This window comes from Streptomyces sp. NPDC006602, assembly GCF_042870385.1.
In the GTDB taxonomy this organism is placed as follows: Bacteria; Actinomycetota; Actinomycetes; order Streptomycetales; family Streptomycetaceae; genus Streptomyces.
The window spans coordinates 428,902-447,039 of record NZ_JBIAHG010000003.1 but is presented as its reverse complement, the minus strand read 5'-3'; the positions used below and the strand labels follow the sequence as shown (position 1 = coordinate 447,039).

The 18,138-nt window shown below is 69.8% G+C and carries 16 protein-coding genes; 9 read left to right on the top strand and 7 right to left on the bottom strand.

What is annotated here, in order from left to right:
* Positions 1-3 precede the first annotated feature (3 nt).
* Together ACFYO2_RS10800 and ACFYO2_RS10795 are read right to left on the bottom strand one after the other, a co-directional pair.
* Positions 4-1,626 carry an amidohydrolase family protein gene (locus ACFYO2_RS10800; protein WP_388347018.1) on the bottom strand — a complete coding sequence of 541 codons (1,623 nt, stop codon included), beginning with the start codon at positions 1,624-1,626 and terminating at the stop codon, positions 4-6.
* Between the two features lie 10 nt (positions 1,627-1,636).
* Positions 1,637-2,902: an amino acid deaminase gene (locus ACFYO2_RS10795; protein WP_388347016.1), complete on the bottom strand. Its 1,266-nt coding sequence runs from the start codon at positions 2,900-2,902 to the stop codon at positions 1,637-1,639.
* A gap of 147 nt (positions 2,903-3,049) precedes the next feature.
* On the opposite strand from ACFYO2_RS10795, the gene ACFYO2_RS10790 reads away from it, so the two are divergent.
* Genes ACFYO2_RS10790 through ACFYO2_RS10780 form a run of 3 tightly spaced genes read left to right on the top strand, consistent with a single transcriptional unit; the run spans position 3,050 to position 5,504 of the window.
* The gene (locus tag ACFYO2_RS10790; RefSeq protein ID WP_388347014.1) at positions 3,050-4,336 is read left to right on the top strand and encodes a sugar kinase; all 1,287 of its coding nucleotides are present in this window, start codon (positions 3,050-3,052) and stop codon (positions 4,334-4,336) included.
* A complete protein-coding gene (locus tag ACFYO2_RS10785; RefSeq protein ID WP_388347012.1) occupies positions 4,333-5,097 on the top strand; it encodes an IclR family transcriptional regulator in 765 nt (254 codons plus the stop codon). The genes ACFYO2_RS10790 and ACFYO2_RS10785 overlap by 4 nt, the downstream gene beginning before the upstream one ends.
* The gene (locus ACFYO2_RS10780) at positions 5,094-5,504 is read left to right on the top strand and encodes a RidA family protein (protein WP_217241283.1); all 411 of its coding nucleotides are present in this window, start codon (positions 5,094-5,096) and stop codon (positions 5,502-5,504) included. Before ACFYO2_RS10785 ends, ACFYO2_RS10780 begins: the two co-directional genes overlap by 4 nt.
* A 115-nt stretch (positions 5,505-5,619) precedes the next feature.
* On the opposite strand, the gene tnpB is transcribed toward ACFYO2_RS10780, so the two are convergent.
* Positions 5,620-7,083, bottom strand: a complete 1,464-nt coding sequence (gene tnpB / locus ACFYO2_RS10775) for an IS607 family element RNA-guided endonuclease TnpB (RefSeq protein ID WP_388347010.1) — start codon at positions 7,081-7,083, stop codon at positions 5,620-5,622.
* A gap of 423 nt (positions 7,084-7,506) precedes the next feature.
* On the opposite strand from tnpB, the gene ACFYO2_RS10770 reads away from it, so the two are divergent.
* On the top strand, positions 7,507-8,100 hold the full coding sequence (locus ACFYO2_RS10770) for a hypothetical protein (protein ID WP_388347008.1): 594 nt from the start codon (positions 7,507-7,509) through the stop codon (positions 8,098-8,100).
* A gap of 71 nt (positions 8,101-8,171) precedes the next feature.
* Here the strand turns inward: ACFYO2_RS10770 and ACFYO2_RS10765 are convergent, their stop codons facing one another.
* On the bottom strand, positions 8,172-9,512 hold the full coding sequence (locus ACFYO2_RS10765; RefSeq protein ID WP_388347006.1) for a M14 family metallopeptidase: 1,341 nt from the start codon (positions 9,510-9,512) through the stop codon (positions 8,172-8,174).
* A 425-nt stretch (positions 9,513-9,937) separates the two neighbouring features.
* On the opposite strand from ACFYO2_RS10765, the gene ACFYO2_RS10760 reads away from it, so the two are divergent.
* Complete coding sequence (locus tag ACFYO2_RS10760) at positions 9,938-11,257, top strand: Nramp family divalent metal transporter (RefSeq protein ID WP_388347004.1); 1,320 nt, start codon at positions 9,938-9,940, stop codon at positions 11,255-11,257.
* On the opposite strand, the gene ACFYO2_RS10755 is transcribed toward ACFYO2_RS10760, so the two are convergent.
* Together ACFYO2_RS10755 and ACFYO2_RS10750 are read right to left on the bottom strand one after the other, a co-directional pair.
* Complete coding sequence (locus ACFYO2_RS10755) at positions 11,254-12,519, bottom strand: hypothetical protein (protein WP_388347002.1); 1,266 nt, start codon at positions 12,517-12,519, stop codon at positions 11,254-11,256. The two genes, ACFYO2_RS10760 and ACFYO2_RS10755, sit on opposite strands and share 4 nt — an antisense overlap.
* 55 nt (positions 12,520-12,574) lie before the next feature.
* Positions 12,575-13,084 carry a SigE family RNA polymerase sigma factor gene (locus ACFYO2_RS10750; RefSeq protein WP_388347000.1) on the bottom strand — a complete coding sequence of 170 codons (510 nt, stop codon included), beginning with the start codon at positions 13,082-13,084 and terminating at the stop codon, positions 12,575-12,577.
* Positions 13,085-13,251: 167 nt separating this feature from the next.
* Between ACFYO2_RS10750 and ACFYO2_RS10745 the strand changes: the two genes are divergently transcribed.
* Together ACFYO2_RS10745 and ACFYO2_RS10740 are read left to right on the top strand one after the other, a co-directional pair.
* A complete protein-coding gene (locus ACFYO2_RS10745) occupies positions 13,252-13,686 on the top strand; it encodes a hypothetical protein (protein ID WP_388346998.1) in 435 nt (144 codons plus the stop codon).
* 197 nt (positions 13,687-13,883) lie between these two features.
* Complete coding sequence (locus ACFYO2_RS10740; protein WP_388346996.1) at positions 13,884-14,282, top strand: nuclear transport factor 2 family protein; 399 nt, start codon at positions 13,884-13,886, stop codon at positions 14,280-14,282.
* A gap of 132 nt (positions 14,283-14,414) precedes the next feature.
* On the opposite strand, the gene ACFYO2_RS10735 is transcribed toward ACFYO2_RS10740, so the two are convergent.
* Positions 14,415-16,118, bottom strand: coding sequence for a chitinase (locus ACFYO2_RS10735; RefSeq protein ID WP_388346994.1), 1,704 nt, complete (start codon positions 16,116-16,118; stop codon positions 14,415-14,417).
* Between the two features lie 373 nt (positions 16,119-16,491).
* On the opposite strand from ACFYO2_RS10735, the gene ACFYO2_RS10730 reads away from it, so the two are divergent.
* Both ACFYO2_RS10730 and cpaB read left to right on the top strand, forming a co-directional pair.
* Positions 16,492-17,355, top strand: a complete 864-nt coding sequence (locus ACFYO2_RS10730) for a hypothetical protein (protein ID WP_388347572.1) — start codon at positions 16,492-16,494, stop codon at positions 17,353-17,355.
* Between the two features lie 66 nt (positions 17,356-17,421).
* The gene (gene cpaB, locus ACFYO2_RS10725; RefSeq protein WP_388346992.1) at positions 17,422-18,129 is read left to right on the top strand and encodes a Flp pilus assembly protein CpaB; all 708 of its coding nucleotides are present in this window, start codon (positions 17,422-17,424) and stop codon (positions 18,127-18,129) included.
* Positions 18,130-18,138 lie beyond the last annotated feature (9 nt).

Genomic DNA, 18,138 nt, shown 5'->3' with positions numbered 1-18,138 from the left:
GGCTCACGGCGTCCTGCGCACCGCCCGCCCCGCCAGTACGTCCGTCCGCCGGCCGTCCTCGATCACGAAACGGCCGTCGACCAGCACGTACGGGATGCCCGTAGGCAGCACGCGCGGGTTCTCGAAGGTCGAGCCCGCCGCCACCGTGGCGGGGTCGAACAGCACGAGGTCCGCCCGGTAACCCTCGCGGACCAGCCCGCGGTCCGGCAGTCGCAGCCGGGCCGCGGGGCGTGCGGTGAGACGGGCGACGCACTCCTCCAGGGACAGCACGCCCAACTCCCGTACGTACCGGCCGAGGTAGCGCGGGAAGGTGCCGTACGCGCGCGGGTGCGGCTTGGCGCCCTGGAGGATGCCGTCGGAGCCGCCGGTGTGCACGCGGTGCCGCATGATCGCCCGGACGTTCTCCTCGTGGCCGACGTGCTGGAGGATCGTCGTGCCGAGCCGGTCCTCGAGGAGGAGCCGGCGGGCGGTGACCCAGGGGGCCTCGCCGCGCAGACCGGCGGACTCCCGGACCGTACGGCCGACGAAGTCCGCGAGCCCCGGATCGGTCACGCCGGAGATCTCGATCGTGTCCCACTCGACGGGCACCCCGTGACAGCCGTCCGCGCCGACGACCTCCAGATCGTGCCGGATGCGCTCGGCGCTCTCCTCGTCGGCCAACCGCCCCAGGATCTCCTCTGGCCCGCCCTCGCTCGCCCAGCTCGGCAGCAGCGCCACGAGCGTCGTACTGCCGGGCGTGTAGGGATACGCGTCGAGGCTGAGGTCGGCTCCGGCGGCGAGCGCGTCGTCCAGGAGGGCAAGCAGCTCGGACGCGCGGCCCTTGTTCACGCCGAAGTTCATCGTGGCGTGCGCGAGATGGAGCGAACAGCCGGCTTCCCGGGTCAGGGCCACCATCTCCTCGTACGCCTGCACGGCCCCGGCCCCGTACGAGCGGTGATGCGGGCAGTAGTAGCCGCCGTACGACGCCACCACCCGGCACAGTTCGGTGAGTTCGGCGTCCTTGGCGTACATGCCGGGCGTGTAGGTGAGGCCCGACGACATGCCGACCGCGCCCTGCTGCATTCCCTCCGCGACCAACTGCCGCATTCGGTCCAGCTCCTGGGGCGTCGCCTCGCGGTCCTCCCAGCCGACGGCGAGCGCACGGACCGTGCCCTGGGGGATGAGGTAGGCGGCGTTGACCGCGATGCCCCGCCCCCCGAAACCGAAGTCGAGCCGGTCGAGGTACTCGCCGACCGACCGCCAGTCGAAGTCCAGGTCGTCGCCGTGCCCGTTCCAGCCGGTGATCGCGCGGCGGACCTCGGCGAGCGTGCGGTCGTCGACCGGCGCGTACGACAGCCCGTCCTGGCCGAGGACTTCGAGCGTGACGCCCTGCGCGGCCTTGGCGCTGTGGTCGGGGTCCCGGAGCAGGGCCAGGTCGCTGTGCGCGTGCATGTCGATGAAGCCGGGGGAGAGGACGAGCCCTTCGGCGTCCAACTCGCGGACTGCTTTGGGGCGTTGGCAGCCCGCCGCCGCGGCCTCCTGGACGATCGACACGATTCGGCCGTTGTCGATCACCACATCGGCGCGGTACGACGGACCGCCCGAGCCGTCCACGACGTCCGCGTCCCGGATGACGAGCTCTTCCACGCCGGACCTCCTAAAAGAACGTACGGATGTAGTCGACCACCGTGCCGTCCGCCTCCGCGACCGGGATCAGCTGCCACTTGTCGAAGGACGTGCACGGGTGGGACAGACCGAGGCCGAGCCAGTCACCGACCTCCAGGTCCGCCTCGGGGCCGGTCCGCAACCAGGCGTGCTGGTCGGAGAGCGCGGTGACCTCGATGCCGGTCGCCGGGTGTTCGGTGCCGTCCCGCCGTACGACTTGAGCGAAGGGCAGGTCCAGGTCGTACGCCGCGTCCCGCTTGCCCGCGTTCGCGAAGGCCTGCTCGGCCGAGGGCCGGGACACCACCTGCGTCCAGAGCCGGAAGGCGGGCTCCAGGGCGCCCTCTTCGGGGACGCGGTTGAAGGGCGTGATCTTGCGGTAGTGCCCGTCGTCGTGCGAGACGTAGGCGCCCGAGCGCAGCAACTTCAGTACGGGGGAGGAGAGTTCGGGAATCCCGGCGAAGACGTCCGCGACCGCGTCGAACCAGGCGCTGCCGCCCGCGCTGACGACGATCTCGTCGGTGTGCGCGAACCGGCCCGCCTTGTCGAAGTCCACGGCGAGCGCGATCAGCCGCCGCAGCCAGGCGCGCACCCGCTCGGTGTCCGCTTGCGGGACCTCGCCCTCATAACCGGCGACGCCGACGAGGCGCAGTGCCCCCGCCCCCGCCACGGCGTCCGCGACCGCCGCGCACTCCGCCTCCGTACGGACGCCGGTGCGGGCACCCTCGCCGGCGGCGAGCTCGACGACGACGTCCAGGGGGCGGCGGGCGCCGCGCAGAGCCGCGTCCATCAGCTCGACGCCGCGTACGGAGTCGACGTAACAGATGAGACGGAAGTCGTCGTCGGCGTCGAGTTCGGCGGAGAGCCGGCGCAGGGCGGCCGCGTCGACCAGCTCGTTGGCGAGGAAGACCCGCTGGACGCCGAACGCGCGGGCCACCCGCACCTGGTGCGGCATCGCGAGCGTGATGCCCCACGCCCCGTGCTCGATCTGGCGCTGGAAGAGCTGGGGGGCCATCGAGGTCTTGCCGTGCGGGGCGAAGGCGAGGCCGTGGCGGGTCGCGTACCTCTCCATGAGCCGCAGGTTGTGCTCCAGGCGCTCGGCGGAGAGGGCGAGCACGGGGGTCACGAAGCCGTCGGTGAAGAGGTTGCGGCGCTCGGCGGCCAGCTCGCCGACCGTGCGGCCGTCGGCGTCCGGGGGGAGGCCCTTGAAGCGGTGGTCGACGCGTTCCTCTGCCAGGCGGGCGAGCGCTTCGCTGGCCATGGAGCCTCCCTGATCAGGTGCGTTGCGTAGACGTTGCACTACTTGCAACGCTCATTGCGTATATCGCTTGCTGCTGTCTAACATCTCGGCCAACGCGGGGTCAACGAAGCCGCCGCCCCCGCACAAGATTCAGGAGCTACGACGATCGTGACCATCAGCGGACCCTGCAATGCCCCCGACGTCGTGGACGTCGTCGCGCTCGGCGAGTCCATGGTCACCTTCCTGCCCTCCCGGCCGGGCCGCCTCGCCGATGTCCCGTGCTTCGCGCGGGGGATCGGCGGTGCGGAGTCCAATGTGGCGTGCGTGCTGGCCGCCGCCGGCCATTCCGCGCGGTGGGTCAGCCGGGTCGGCGCGGACGGCTTCGGCGACCACCTGGTCGAGGTGATCGGGGGCTACGGCGTCGACGTCTCCACCGTGCACCGGGACCCGGCCCGTCCGACGGGCATCTACTTCCGCACGGCGGGCGACCGGTCCACCGACGCCCACGAGGTGGCGTACTACCGCGCCGGGTCGGCGGCCTCGGCCATGACGGTGGACAACGTGAACCCGGCAGCGGTGCGGGCGGGCCGGGTGCTGCACCTGTCGGGGATCACGGCGGCCCTGTCCGAAGGCTGCCTGGACCTGCTGCGCGAGCTCACCGCCCGTCGGCCGGACCGCCCACTGGTCTCCTTCGACATCAACCACCGCGCCGGCCTGTGGCAGAACACCGACGGCCCGCGAGTCCTGCTGGAACTGGCACGCGGTGCCGACATCGTCTTCGTGGGCGAGGACGAGGCGGAGGAGGCGTGGGGCGCGACGGGCGGGGCGCAGGCAATACGGGAGATGCTGCCGGAGCCGGGGGTGCTGGTGGTGAAGGAGGGGGCGCGGGGTGCGACGGTGTTCGAGGACGCGGGCGCGCACGGCGCCCAGGCGCTCCGTCCATCCGCGGGCGCGCACGGCGCGCAACCATGCCGTCAAGCTGCGGGCAGTCGTGCCGCTGGGGCGATGGGGGTCCCCCCGCTCGAGCGCAGCCGAGAGTGGGGGAGGGTGGGCGCAGGCGGCACTCCGCAAGTGCCGGGCTGCGCGACCCACCCCCCGGCAGCAACCCCGGTCACCGCACAGCCGACCTCTCCTCACCCCTCCGCCCCCGACACCCTCACCTTCGTCCACGCCCTGAACGTCGACGTAGTCGCACCCGTCGGCGCCGGCGACGCCTTCGCCGCCGGTTTCCTCTCCGCCACCCTGCGCGACCTCCCCGTACGGGACAGAATCCGCCACGGCCACCTCTGGGCCGCCGCCGCCCTCACGGCCCCCGGTGACCTGGCTACACCCCCCACCCGCCCCCACGCCGACCGTCTCGCCGCCCTCGACGACGACGCGTGGGGGAGACTTCGACTCGGCCCCGGCTGGACACAGCCCGAACAGCGGGCCGAGGAGGAGGTACGTACGCCATGAGCCAGACCGTAGACCGCGCGCTGAACATCCTGCCGCTGCTCGCCGAGGGCCCCGCCGACCTGGGCCAGGTCGCCGACCGCCTCGGCGTGCACAAGTCCACCGCCCTGCGTCTCCTCCGCACCCTGCACGAGCACGGCATGGTCTACCGCCAGTCCGACCAGCGCTACCGCCTCGGCGCCCGCCTCATCGCGCTCGCCCAGGAGGCGATGGAGAACCTCGACATCCGCGGGATCGCCCACCCCCACCTCGTACGCCTCAACGAACAGTGCGGCCACACCGTCCACCTCGCCGTCCAGGAGGAGGACGAGGTCCTCTACATCGACAAGGTGGAGAGCCGGTACCCGGTGCGGATGTACTCCCGGATCGGCAAGCCCGTCGCGATCACCGTCGCCGCCGTGGCGAAGCTCCTCCTCGCCGACCTGCCCGAACCCGAGCGCCGCGCCCGCGCCGACAAGCTCGACTACCCCATGTACACGGCCCGTTCGACGCCCAACGCCCCCGCGTTCCTGCGGGAGTTGGACAAGGTGCGCGAACAGGGCTGGGCCACCGACCTCGGTGGTCACGAGGAGTCCATCAACTGCGTCGCCGCGCCGATCCGCGGCGCCGACGGCCGGGTCGTCGCCGCGATGTCGGTGTCCGCGCCGAACGTCGTCGTCACCGCGGACGAACTCCTCACCCTGTTGCCGCTGGTCCGCCGCACCGCGGACGCGATCAGCGGCGAGTACTCCGGCAGAACACCCGTCAAGGAAGCCACCTCATGACCGAGAAGACCGCGCTCACCCCGAAGACCCACACCACCCCGCCCGCGAAGTTCTCGCACGGCGTGAGGAAGGGCAACATCCTTCAGGTCGCCGGCCAGGTCGGCTTCCTCCCCGCCGAGGAGGGCAAGCCGCCCACGCCCGCAGGGCCGACCCTGCGCGAGCAGACCCTCCAGACCCTCGCCAACGTCAAGGCGATCCTGGAGGAGGGCGGCGCGAGCTGGGACGACGTGATGATGATCCGCGTCTACCTCACGGACGTGGACCACTTCGCCGAGATGAACGCCATCTACAACACGTACTTCGAGGAGCAGGCCCTCACCGCGCCCCCGGCCGCCCGCACGACGGTCTACGTCGGCCTCCCCGCCGGGCTCCTCGTCGAGATCGACGCACTGGCCGTCCTGGGCTGAGCCCGGCTGACGCCACCTCGACTCCCGCACGCCGTACACGGCATGGCGCCGTTACTCAGAGGCTCAGCGACTCTCCGCAATCCAGGCATTTCTGTCTAGAAGGTCCGTGGCGGTGTCACCAGAGCGCGAGTTGCGCTTCGGTGTCCTGACGACGGTCTCCCGTTTCCTTCTGCCGCTGGTGCGGCAGGGTTGCGCCACCTGCCCGCCCGCCTCGGCCGGTGTTCCGGTCGGGGCGTTGGTGGCGGGTCTTACGGTCGGCTCCACGGGGCTTCGGCGCCGTGTCGGCGCCCTGGTCTCCGGCCACTCCGGTACCAGTGGTGCAGGCCGCCGCGAGGGCGACCAGGTTGCGGGCTGCGGTCTCGTCCCGGTCCATCACAAGCGGGCACTCGTCGCAGTCGAAGACTCGGACGTGCAGCGGCAGCTTGGCTTTCGTTGCGCCGCAGTTCGAGCAGGTCTTGGAGGAGGGGTACCAGCGGTTGGCGACGATGGTGGGGCAGGCGATCCGTCGGCCCTTGTAGGTGAGCTGACGCCGAATCTCCCCGAATCCGGCATCGGCCACTCGGCGGGCGAGCCGTTTGTTGCGGAGCATTCCGGCGACGTTGAGGTCTTCGACCACCACGGTGCGGTACTCGGCGCGTACGTGGGTGGTGAGTTTGTGCAGTGCGTCCGTGCGCAGGTTCGCCACCCGGTGGTGGATCTTGTTGCGTTCGGCGTTGGCCTTCTCCCATCGTTTCGACGGCTTCTGGCCGGTCCTGCGGTCCGGTCCCTGCCGTCGGGAGGCTCGGCGGGAATGGAACCGCAGCAGTTTGAGGGCGCCGTCCAGGTGCTTTGGGTTCGGTTCGTAGCGGATCTCGCCGGAGCTGTCGGCCAGGACCGCCAGGTGTTTCACACCCAAGTCGATCCCGACCGCACTGTCCGGCCGGTCGATGCGGGTGATCTCCCGGGTGGTCTCGACCTGGAAGGAGACGAACCAGCGCCCGCGCTCGTGCCGGACGGTTGCGGACAGGATGCGCGCCGTTCCGGCCCGGAGGCGGGCCAGGAGCTTGGCCGTGGGTTCGTGGGTGCGGATCGTGCCCAGCCGGGGCAGGGTGACATGCCGGCCGTCCGGCTCGATGCGGATCGTACCGGTGGTGAACCGGCAGGCCAGGCGGGCTTTCCGCTTCGGCTTCCGGCGCGGGACACCCACCCTGGCGCCCTTGCGTTTGCCCTGCTTGGACTTGGCGTAGTTGTCGAACGCGGCAGCCGCGTTCGCGAGCCCGGTGCTGTAGGCCTCCTTGGAATTCTCCGCCCACCAGCCGGCGAATCTCGGGTCGGTGGTCTTGGCCCTGTTGAACTCCCTGCGCAGCGCGGGCAGCGACCACGACCGCCACGGCGTCAACTCCTCCTCACCGATGCCGTACGAGGCTTCCGCCTTGCGTTGCCACCACGAGGCGGTCACCCAGGACACGGCCCAGTTGTAGGCGGCGCGGGCGGCACCGCAATGCGAGCGCCGCGCCCGCTCCTGCCTGGCGTTGGGGTCGAGAGCGAACTTGTAGGCCTGCACGACACGGCCTGGCTGCGGCCGGAACTTTCCGCTCACTCGGCAGCCTCACCCCCCGCTTCGAAGATCCCCTCACCGCACCCAACGAGCACCGCTCGCAAAGGTCACGTATTCGATGAGGGAACACCCGTTTCCGTCCGGGTAGGCAAAGACCCGGGCCCCTACCAGGCAGGGCACGCCATGACGCACAGTCCCAGTCGGGGAACTTCACGCCATTACGACACAAGTCGAGAGGAGCTGAGACGCACTGAAGGATTGCTCAGCAGTTGTCAGCCCTCCGGGGCGCCGTGCCTCGCTGTCGGGCGGTCTGTGAAGCAGGAACCGGCGGCCCCGCGAGGGGCACCGCGCCAACCGGCTTCACCTCTGGTTGGAATCCCCTCACCATAACGCTGCGGGGCGGAAGCCAAAACGAAGTAGGGGCTGGCTATGCCCGGCACAGGTTCGTCGACCATACTGCCCGCTGTGGAGCAGCGCATAGGTTCGAGCAGCCAGCCCCTGGAAGGCGCCGGATTCGACCCGGCATTCATCCCCGGGCTCACCTCACCCGTGTCCGGCGAGCCGGCGGACGCCAAGCCGGAAGAGGCCGAGGAGGCCAAGGAGGCGACGCCGGTCGAGTCGGAGTCGGAGGCGTCCGAGGAGCCTGCGGTCAAGGAGCCCTCCGCCGAGGAGCCCGAGGAGGCCGACGAGGAGGAGACCCCCGAGGGCCCCGTCTTCGAGGCGTCCGACCGCCGCGCCAAGATCGTCGCCGACCACAAGGGCGTACGACTGACTCTCGACGACCAGCAGTGCGAGTTCCGCTGGGACGAGATCGGCGCGGTCGAGACGGAGTCCCCCCGCTTCGGCAAGCGGTTCACCATCACGGTGCACACCCCTGACCGCCGCTGGTATCCGATCGAGATCGAGGCGGCGGCCAGGGCACGTTTCACCGAGTGGGAAGGCCGGCTGGACGCGGTCCTCGACGCGTACTTCGAGGACGACGCGGAAGCCGATGTGGAAGTCGACGCGGAAGCCGACGCCGAAACGGACGCGGAGAAGGCGGGCGGGGCCGACGTCTGAGTGGCGGTCGCGGCCCGCACCGGGCGTGACCTGCCCGACGCGGACCGCACGTCACATCGACGTCGACGCACTCAACCGCAGTACTGCGCTTCCTTCCCGATGGACCGGTACATGCAGTCGGCGTTCTCCAGCAACTGCAGGACCGCGTCCCGGTTGTTCGCGGTCTCCCGCTCGATCACCTCGTCGGGCGGGTAGAACCCTCCACCCGAACTGGACGAGGGATACATCTCGAACGTGTAGGCGAAGATCTTCTGATTGCCCCACAGCCAGTCGTCGATCGACCCGTCGGTGATGTACAGGTCGCTGGACTGCTCCGGGGTGTAGCCGTTGCTGGCGGCCATCTTCTGGCCGATCGCGGCGAACGCGTTGCGGTCGTCCGCCGTCATGCCGGTCGTCGTGTCGGCGGTGGTGTACCCGAAGGGCCACAGCACCAGCTCGCTGTACGTGTGGAAGTCGATGGCCGCCGTGATCTGCTGGACGCCCCCGACCACCCTGCCGCGCACGAAGTCGGCGACGACCTTGACCTCCGGCGCCGACTCGGCGGCGGCGCCCCGGTACGTCTCGGAGGACGTCGACCCCGACGACCCGCCGCAGCAGCCCCACCGGTAGTTCCAGTTCCGGTTCATGTCCGTACCGACGTACGAGGAACCGCTGTTGGGCTGCCGGTTCTTGCGCCATGAGCGGTACGACCCGGTCGCGATGTCGTACTCGCCGCCGTCCGGGTTGAGGTCGGGCACGATCCAGATCTCGCGGTTGTTCACCATGCTCGTGACCCGGGAGTCGGAGCCGTAGCCCGCGCCGAGCTCGCGGATCAGGTAGAGCGCCATCTCGACCGTCAGGTGCTCGCGCGCGTGCTGGTGGTGGGTGAACAGCACCTCGGGCTCGGACTCGTCCGTCGCCACGTTGTCGCTGATCTTGATGGCGACGATGTCCCGGCCCTGGTACGACTTTCCGATCACGCGCTTGCTCATGATGTTCGGGTACGCCGAGAGGCGGGTGTCGATCTCCGCGTTCATCTCGGCGTAGTTGTGGTAGCGCGAGTCGGCCGAGGGGAAGTCGAGGAGCCGTACGCCGTCCTCGCCGCTCGACCGGTCCGGCGCCGCACCCAAGGCCGTCACCTGGTAGCCGAGTCGGCGCAGCTTGCTGATCTGCTCCGCGCGGCCGGAGACCACCACGGTCTCCTCGTCCGCCTCGTCGACCGTGACTCCGGTCTGCTGAATGGCCGTACGGGTCAAGGGAGTCGTGTGCTGATGGATCTCGTACTGGCGGACGTCTTCGGCGGACGGCGCGGCCTTCTCGGCGCTGTCGGCGTTCGCGGAGAGCGGGGCCGCGAGGGCGAGGGCGAGAACGGCGGCCAGAGCGGCGTAGCGTCTGCCGCTACGGGCGCCTGAGCCTCGTATACGAAGTCGCATGAAGTCTCCTGTTTTCTCCTGGAATTCCGGGATCTCCGGAAATGGGGGAGTGGAGCGGGGGGTGGTTCAGCGACGAACTGGTGCGGGTGTGCCGCTCATCGTCCGCGTATGGCATGAGCAGGTCAAGAGTGAATAAAGACGCGATGGCGTGAACTGTTCGGCGGGAAAAGCCGTTGGACGGGCCGGGCAAGACCGTATGGTTCGAGCTCGGCACGTGCGGGTCCGACGGCTGCGGTCGGCGACAGCGCTGGCACCCGCGAGTTGGGGACGCCCGGGGCGACCGTGCCGGGCTGCCCACCGCGGGACCACAGCACGGCTCCGGCGGCACGCCCAGCCTCCGGGGCCCGCCCCCGGCTACCGGCTACCGTCTTCCTTCACCGCATGCCCTCTTGTGCCCTCGTCCACTTTGCGATTTCTTGATCGGCATGGCGGACACCACGGGCACCACAGGAACAGGGACAGGAACAGCTACCTCAGCACCCCGGAAGTCCAGTTGGAAATACATCGGCCCCGGGATCGTCGTCGCGGCGACCGGCGTCGGCGCCGGCGACCTCGTGGCCACCCTCATCGCGGGCAGCAACTTCGGCTACACCCTCCTGTGGGCCGCCGTCATCGGCTGCCTGGTCAAGATCTCCCTCGCCGAGGCGGCGGGCCGCTGGCACCTGTCCACCGGCCGCACCCTCTTCGACGGCTGGGCGAGCCTCGGCCGCTGGACGACGTGGTTCTTCGTCGTCTACGTCGTGATCTGGGGCTTCGTCTACGGCGCGGCGGCGATGTCGTCCAGCGCGCTCCCGCTCCAGGCGCTGTTCCCCGACGTGATGGACCTCAAGTGGTGGGGCGTCGCGTGCGGCCTGGTCGGCCTGGTCTTCGTCTGGTTCAACAAGTACGCGGTCTTCGAGAAGGTCATGACGGTCCTGGTGGGCGTCATGTTCGTGGTGACGGTCTACCTGGCGATCCGCGTCACCCCGAACCTGGGCGACGCCTTCGCGGGCCTCCTCCCCGTCCTCCCCGACGAGAAGGACTCCATCCTCAACACCCTCGGCCTGATCGGCGGCGTCGGCGGCACCATCACGCTGGCGGCGTACGGCTACTGGGTCAACGCCAAGGGCTGGACCAACACGGGTTGGATGAAGGTGATGCGCCTGGACAACCGCGTCGCCTACGCCACCACCGGCATCTTCGTCGTCTCGATGCTCTTCGTGGGCGCCGAACTCCTCCACTCGGCAGACGTGGCCATCGCGAGCGGCGACAAGGGCCTGATCCAGCTCAGCGACATCCTGGAGGACAAGTACGGCACGGCGACCGCCAAGTTCTTCCTGATCGGCTTCTTCGCCACCTCCTTCACCTCCCTGATCGGCGTCTGGCACGGCGTGAGCCTGATGTTCGCGGACTTCGTGGCCCGCTACCGTTCGCGCGGTGAGGCGGCGCGGGGCGAGGAGGTCGCCTCGGGCGAGCGCGAGAAGTCCTGGCCGTTCCGCGCGTACCTGCTCTGGCTGACCTTCCCGCCGATCGTGCTGCTCTTCGAGGGCCAGCCGTTCCGCCTGATCATCCTCTACGGCGTGCTCGGCGCCGCCTTCCTCCCCTTCCTGGCCGGCACGCTGATGTGGCTCCTGAACACCGCCCGCACCCCGCGGGAGTGGCGCAACGGCCCTCTGAGCAACGCGATGCTGGCGATCGCGGGCCTGCTCTTCCTGGTCCTGTGCGTGAAGCAGGTCTGGGACCAGCCGTGGTCGGAGTTCTTCTAGCCATTCATGAGCGCGTCCCACTTCGGGCTGAGGGCGATGGCCCTCAGCTGCTCGATCGTGAGGGCGGGCGTCGAACGGCTCGCGTCGCTGTGCTGGTCGGCGGCGTTGAAGGCGCTGATCACGACCCGCATCCCGTCCTTCCTCATCGTGTCGGCGGTCCACATGACGACCCCAGAGCCGACCTTGTCGTCGCCGGGCCCCTGCCGGATGGTCACCCGGGTGCCGTCGGGCAGGGTCTCGGAGCCGGCGCCGTAGAGGTCGCCCGCGACGTCCCGCATGTCGGCCTGGACGTTGATCTGGACGAAGCTTCTGCCCTTGCCGTCATCGACGACGACATACGCGTACTCGGTGTCCTCGCCGCTCTTGGCGACCACATCGAGGCCCTCGGGAAGCAGACCGGCGAGGGTCTGTCCGATGGCGTTGCCGTCGACGGGAGCTTTGCCCGTGGGGGAGGGGTCCGGCTGCCTGGAGTCCGCGGGCATGGCGTCGACGACCTGCCGCCACACCTCGGCCGACACCAGCTCCTTCAACTGGGCGTTCGACAACGGCGGGTTCGGCCTGCTGATCGGCGCGTCCTTCTCGGCCGCGGCGTTCCATTCGCTCACGGTGACGTACTGCCCGCCGGGCGTGACGAGATCGGCGGTCCACATCTTGGTGTCCACACGCCGGTCGGGATACTCGTAGCCTTGGACGACCCTGAACAACGACCCGTCCGCCAGCCTGCTGGTGCTGCAACTGTCGTACACGATGAACACCTTGTCCGGGCACTGGCCGATCTCACGGGCCTGATCGCTCCCCGGCTCGATCCGGTCGAGGCTCATGGAGATCATCGCGGCGCCCTTGCCGTCGTCGAACACGACACGTGCGTACGGTGCCGGCTTCGCGTCCGTGCCGCGCGCATCCGCATCGCTGAACTGACCCTCGGGGAGCAGCTCCTGGAACGTACGGATCATGTCGGCCCGGGACATGGGCAGGGGCGTTGCGGTCGGACTCGGGGTGGCGGTCGACCCGGTGGCCACCGAGCGCTGTTCCGGTTCCGCGGAACCGTCACCGGGCAGGACCAGCGCCCCGCCCACCCCGACGAGCGCGAGACTCGCCGCCCCGCCCACCACGGCGGCCCGACGCCGCAGCCGCAGCCGCCGCCCGCGCGTCTGCCCGGCGGCGGCGAGCGCGGCGCCGTCGGGGTCGAAGGTGTGTCCGGCCTGACGCAGCGCGGCGCCGAGCCGGTCCTCGAAGGGGTCGCTGTGCTGTTCAACGGGCATGGCAAACCACCGTTTCGGCGTGGTCGGAAGTATCGGACGTGGTGAGGGCTGGAAGTCAGGGACTGACGTACTCGGCGAGGTCCTCGCCGAGGAGCTCGCGCAGTCTTCCCAGGGCACGGGTGCAACGGGTCCGTACGGCGGCCGAGCTGGCGTCCATCGCGTCGGCGGTCTCCTCGATCGACCGGTCCTCCCAGTACCGGAGCACGATCACCGCCCGGTCCTTGGCGGGCAGCCGCGCCAGCGCCTCCAGCAGCGTCAGCCGCAGCGAGACGTCGCCGTGGGCGCCGTCGGCGCGGTCGGGCAGCACGTCGGTGGCCCGCTCGGTACTGCTGCGGCGCCGCTTGTGAGTGAGGAAGGTCCGGGTGAGGACGGTCTGCGCGTACCCGGCGGGGTTGCCGACGCGGGCCACCCGGTGCCAGCTGATGTACAGCCGGCCCAGCGTCTCCTGCACCAGGTCCTCGGCGAGATGCGTGTCCCCCGCGGTGAGCAGACACGCGGACCGGTACAGATGCGCCGCGCGCGCCGCGGCGAACTCCGCGTACTGATCCGCCAGGACCTTCCTCATGTGCTCCCCCTGCGCAGTGCCCACTGTGCCCTCACCCCTAGTGACGCGGTGGGCCCCCGGAAATGTTTCACGACGACTTCGCGGGCCGCTCGACGGGAGGGTCTGCCGGCGGATGGCCGGGTAGGGTCCGTTCGACCCACCGGTGAGACACGAGGAGCAGACAGACCATGAACCACGCGGCGTACGGCCCACAGCCGCCCGACGGCACCCGGCCGCCGCCCGCACCGGGCTTCGGCCCGCCCGCCGCGCCCACTCCACCACCGGGCTTCGGCCCGCCGCCCCCGCAGTACGCGGGTCCGCCGCCCCAACCTGCCGCGACGGGCCCGGAGTTCCTCGCGGTGCACCGCAACAGCTCGATCGCGGTCGACGCCTCGGGCGTCGTCTTCGAGATCAACGGCCACGAGGCCGAATTCCCCTGGCCCGAGATCCGCAGCGTCCACTACAAGGCGAGCCCGTCGGGCAAGTCCCTCATGATGGCCGTCGTCCATCTCGAAGGCACGATGTACGAGTGCGTCGTGGACGCGAAGCCGAGGGAGTTGCTGGGGGAGTGGTTCGGGCAGCTGTCGGCGGTGCTGGGGTACTACCGACCGATGGGGTGGTAGGCCGGCGACGCAGCCGAGGGCGGGCGCGGCGTCGTACGGACGGGCCTATCGGAAGGGGATGTTGAGCCAGGGGCTGCCGGGATCGGACATCAGGATCCGGTGGGCGTCGAGTGCGTCGGCCTTCCGGCACCCGAACCCCACGCTGCTCGGCGAGGTCGGCACAACCGGGGCGTTCGAGCGCCTGCTACTGTCGCGCGATGTCCAAGACCGACATCGACTTGGTGACCGCCGAGTTCTTCGGCGCCTTCGACAACCGCGGCGGCAAGGCAGCCGATGTGGCACGCATACGTCGGCTGTTTCTTCCCGCCGGCGTGATCGTCAAGACCGGACCGGAGTTCACGGTGTACACCGTGGACGAGTTCATCGAGCCTCGCCGACAGCTGCTGACCGACGGGCGGCTGGTCGAGTTCTCCGAGTGGGAGACCTCCGAACGAACCGAGATCGCAGGAGACATCGCGTCACGCTTCTGCGAGTACCGTAAGTCCGGGCTCTTGGACGGTGAGCCGTACGACGGCGTCGGGACCAAGACCATTCAGTTCGTCCGCACCTCAGCGGGCTGGCGCATCGCAGCGGCCTCCTGGTACGACCAGCCCTGACCGCCGGAGCGGTCGAAACCGCGGGCACGCAGGCAGGCACCCTCGCAGGTTCGCCGCGTCCCCGAATGCGACCCGCGGCACACCGGCGGGTGCGGCACCGCCCACAGAGCAGTGCCGCACCCTCGTCACCGCCTACGGCAGCGCGTGCACGTGCGGCCCCACCGAGTTGGACCAGGCGTTCCCCGCAGCCGCATCCCAGTTGGTCGACCACGTCATCGCGCCCCGCAGATCGGGATAAGTGCGAGCCGGCTTGAAGGCACCGCACCCCGTCCCCTTCGCCAGGCAGTCCAGCGCGTTGTTCACCACGGACGGCGACACGTACCCGCTCCCCGCCCCACTCGGCGAAGCCGGCAGCCCCAGCCCCACCTGTGACGGAGCCAGTCCGCCCTCCAACTGGATGCACGCGAGGGCCGTCAGGAAGTCCACCGAGCCCTGCGAGTACACCTTGCCGTCGCAGCCCAGCATCGACCCGCTGTTGTAGTACTGCATGTTGACGACCGTGAGGATGTCCTTCACGTTCAGGGCGGTCTGGAAGTACGAGTTCGAGGCCGACTGCATGTCGATGGTCTGCGGGGCCATCGTCAGGATCAGGGAGCTGCCCGCCTTCGCCGCCAACGACCGCAACGCCTGCGTCATGTACGTCGCGTTGAGCCCGTTCTCCAGGTCGATGTCGACGCCGTCGAAGCCGTACGTCTGCATCAGGGCGTACACGGAGTTCGCGAAGTTCGTCGCCGAGGTGGAGTCGTTCACCGCCACCGCTCCCCGCTCGCCACCCACCGAGATGATGACCTTCTTCCCGGCGGCCTGCTTGGCCTTCACGTCCGCCTTGAACTGGTCGACGGTGTAGCCGCCCAGCCCCGCGGAGTCCAGGGTGAAGGTCACGGCGCCCGGGGTGGTCGTGGCGTCCGCGAAGGCCACCGCGATGATGTCGTACTGGGACTGGACGGCGGAGAGCTTCTGGACCGTCGCGCCGTTGTTGAAGTTCTGCCAGTACCCCGTCACCGCGTGCTTCGGCAACGAGACGTCACCACCGCCCGGAGACGCCGTGGTCGTCCCCGTCACCGCCGAGGACTTCCCCGACTCACCCGCCGTGTTCGTCGCCGTGACCTGGAAGGAGTACGACGTCGAAGCGGCAAGGCCCGTCACCGTCGCCGACGTTCCCGTCACCGCCGTCACCTTCGTGCCGTTGCGGTAGACGTTGTAGCCCGTCGCGCCCGAGACAGTGCTCCACGACAAGGACACCGACGAGGCGGAAGTCCCCGTCACCGAGAGCCCGCTGGGCGCCACGGGGACAGTGGGGGAGGGGTCCCCGCCCCCGCCCCCGTCCGGTCCGAACACCGACACGTCGTCCGCGAAGTACGCCGCCTGCCCGTACCAGCCGTGCGTGTACACCGTCACCGAGGTCGTGGACGCGCCCGTCGTGAAGGACGTCGTCAGCTGCTTCCAGGCATTTGAGTCCGGCGTCCACGTCGACACGTCCGTCGTGCCCGTGCCCGTCGCGCCCAGATACGCGTACCCGCCCTGCACCCACGCGCTCAGCGTGTACGTCGAGTTCGGCTTCACGGCCACCGTCTGGGCGCACCGCGCGTTGTCCTGCCCGGCCGGCGTCGCCTTCAGCGCGGCCGAGCCGCCGTGCACCGGCGAGGAGACCGTCGTACCGCTGCCCGCGGAACAGGTCCAGTTGGTCAGTCCGGACTCGAAGCCGGCGTTCTTCGCGTTGTTGAGGTCCGCGGCGGAGGCCGGGCCTGCGCCGGCCACGGCCACGGCCACCGCGAGGGCGAGGGCTCCGGAAAGGAGCAGCCGGGTGCGTCTGGGTATGCCTGATACGGGGTCCACTGGGGCCTCCGGTGGGGGAGAGGGGTGGAGAGGACGACGGTGGCCACCGTTGGCGTACAAGTTGGTCCAGACCAATTGGCCTGTCAAGGGTGCCGGGTCGACTCGCCTGTGCAATCGGGTCAACTCGCCCTCGCCGTCCATGATCTCGTGGCACATGCGCCCCATCTGGACTGAAATAGACCTCTTTTGCGCTCCCAACAGGACCAGGAAGTCACAGAAACGCTGTTCTCCGGTCACGGGGGCGTGGATACAGTGCTCAGGTAGTCACGCAGTGAAGTCGACTGGGTGCGCCGGGGTAGGGCCGGGCGGGCCGACGGGCGTGGGATTCGGGGAGCTGCGCGTGCCAACTGCCATCGCCGTGACCAGTGCCGACATGGCGCTGCCGCCGCAGGACGAACGGACCATGCCCGCCGTGGTCCTGCCGAGCCTGGACAGCGAGCCGCTCGACCGCTCGCTGGCCGTCCTGCAGTCGCTGATCGACCAGCACGGGCATGTGATCGTCGTCTACTCGCGCGCGGTCTCGCAGCAGACGGAACGGCGGCTGCACACCGTACGGGCCCTGCTGGAGAGCGACCGGATCGCCCTGTTCCGGCCCGAACTTCCGCCCCTCGGACTCGCCGTCCTGGCACGCCAGTTGAGGCAGCTCGCCTCCTGTGACCTCAGCCCGGGCGTGCTCGCCTCGGCCGGCCGGCTGCTCACCCATTACCTCCACGCCGGAGCACTCCTCGGTTCGGTCACCAAGCTCGACCGCGTCCCCGTGGGCCTGAAGTCGCACGCCAAGTCCTGGGTGCCCGGCAGCCAGTTCGCGGTGCTCGCCCATCCGCAGCCGCAGCTGGAGCGGATCGGGCCCGGGGCCACCCTCGCGGGCCCGGAGTTCGCCACGTCCATGCTGGTGGCCAGAGGGCAGCTCCAGTCCGACTGGGTCAACGACTCGCTGGCCAAGGCGTGGAACGTACAAGGACTGCGGGAGAGTCCGTTGCCGGCCGAGTCCGCGCAGTGGTGGGGGACCGGCAGGCTGATCGAGTTCTGCAGCTTCCTGCCCGATCTGTCGGTGCTTTACCAACTGGTCACCTCGGTACGGCAGAACGTCTGTCACTGGTGCGGCATCGATCTCATCGGCGACCGCTGCGTCTTCTGCTCCGCGACAGCACCCGCACAATCCGGACCACCAGGACTACAGGCATCGCCGGCGTCAGCCGCAGCACCCCGGTACCAGAACCAACTGCCCGCCGGGTAACCCCTCGAAGGCCACCCGCACCCACTGACTCCGCTCGACCGAACCCCCAATGAGGTTGCACGGCTCATGAACTCCCGTCAGCGCCGCGGCGTGATACTTCTGCTTCTGTCGGTCCTGTGCGCCCTGGCCGCGTTCGCCGGCGTGCTGTCCGTCATCAACGACGTGAAGTCCAAGGTCGGCCCCGAGGTCACGGCGTACCGGCTGAAGTCCGACGTGCAGCCCTACACCAACCTCACCGCGGGCCAGTTCGAGAAGACCGAGATGCCCGAGCGCTGGCTGCCGGACACCGCGGTCACCGACCTCGCCGACATCCGCGGCAAGATCGCCGTCACCACCCTGGAGCAGGGCTCCCTGCTCCAGAGCGACATGATCGTCGCCCAGCCCGCCCTGCAGCCCGGGGAGCAGGAGGTCGCCATCATGATCGACGCGGCGACCGGGGTCGCGGGCAAGATCACGCCGGGTTCGACGGTCAACGTGTACGCCACCTTCGAGGGGCAGCGGGAGGACGATCCCGACCAGTCCAAGATCATCGTGACCAGTGCCAGGGTCATCGACGTCGGCGATCTCAAGGTGCTCAAGCCGGACGCGGACGACCGCACCCGGCAGGAGACCGACGCCGTCCCGATCACCTTCGCTCTCACCACCGTCGACGCCCAGCGCATCACGTACGCCGAGTCGTTCGCCAAGGAGGTCCGGCTCGCGCTCGTCGCGCCCGGCACCGACACCACCGTCCCGGAGCAGGACCGCACCTACGAACTCGCCAAGGACAAGTGAGAGGTCGCC

Coding starts and splice junctions, on each gene's coding strand:
- ACFYO2_RS10730 (WP_388347572.1), top strand. CDS start 16,492: ATGGCGCTGCCGCCGCAGGACGAACGGACCATGCCCGCCGTGGTCCTG.
- ACFYO2_RS10795 (WP_388347016.1), bottom strand. CDS start 2,902: ATGGCCAGCGAAGCGCTCGCCCGCCTGGCAGAGGAACGCGTCGACCAC.
- cpaB (WP_388346992.1), top strand. CDS start 17,422: ATGAACTCCCGTCAGCGCCGCGGCGTGATACTTCTGCTTCTGTCGGTC.
- ACFYO2_RS10760 (WP_388347004.1), top strand. CDS start 9,938: ATGGCGGACACCACGGGCACCACAGGAACAGGGACAGGAACAGCTACC.
- ACFYO2_RS10755 (WP_388347002.1), bottom strand. CDS start 12,519: ATGCCCGTTGAACAGCACAGCGACCCCTTCGAGGACCGGCTCGGCGCC.
- ACFYO2_RS10765 (WP_388347006.1), bottom strand. CDS start 9,512: ATGCGACTTCGTATACGAGGCTCAGGCGCCCGTAGCGGCAGACGCTAC.
- ACFYO2_RS10750 (WP_388347000.1), bottom strand. CDS start 13,084: ATGAGGAAGGTCCTGGCGGATCAGTACGCGGAGTTCGCCGCGGCGCGC.
- ACFYO2_RS10745 (WP_388346998.1), top strand. CDS start 13,252: ATGAACCACGCGGCGTACGGCCCACAGCCGCCCGACGGCACCCGGCCG.
- ACFYO2_RS10785 (WP_388347012.1), top strand. CDS start 4,333: ATGAGCCAGACCGTAGACCGCGCGCTGAACATCCTGCCGCTGCTCGCC.
- ACFYO2_RS10740 (WP_388346996.1), top strand. CDS start 13,884: ATGTCCAAGACCGACATCGACTTGGTGACCGCCGAGTTCTTCGGCGCC.
- ACFYO2_RS10780 (WP_217241283.1), top strand. CDS start 5,094: ATGACCGAGAAGACCGCGCTCACCCCGAAGACCCACACCACCCCGCCC.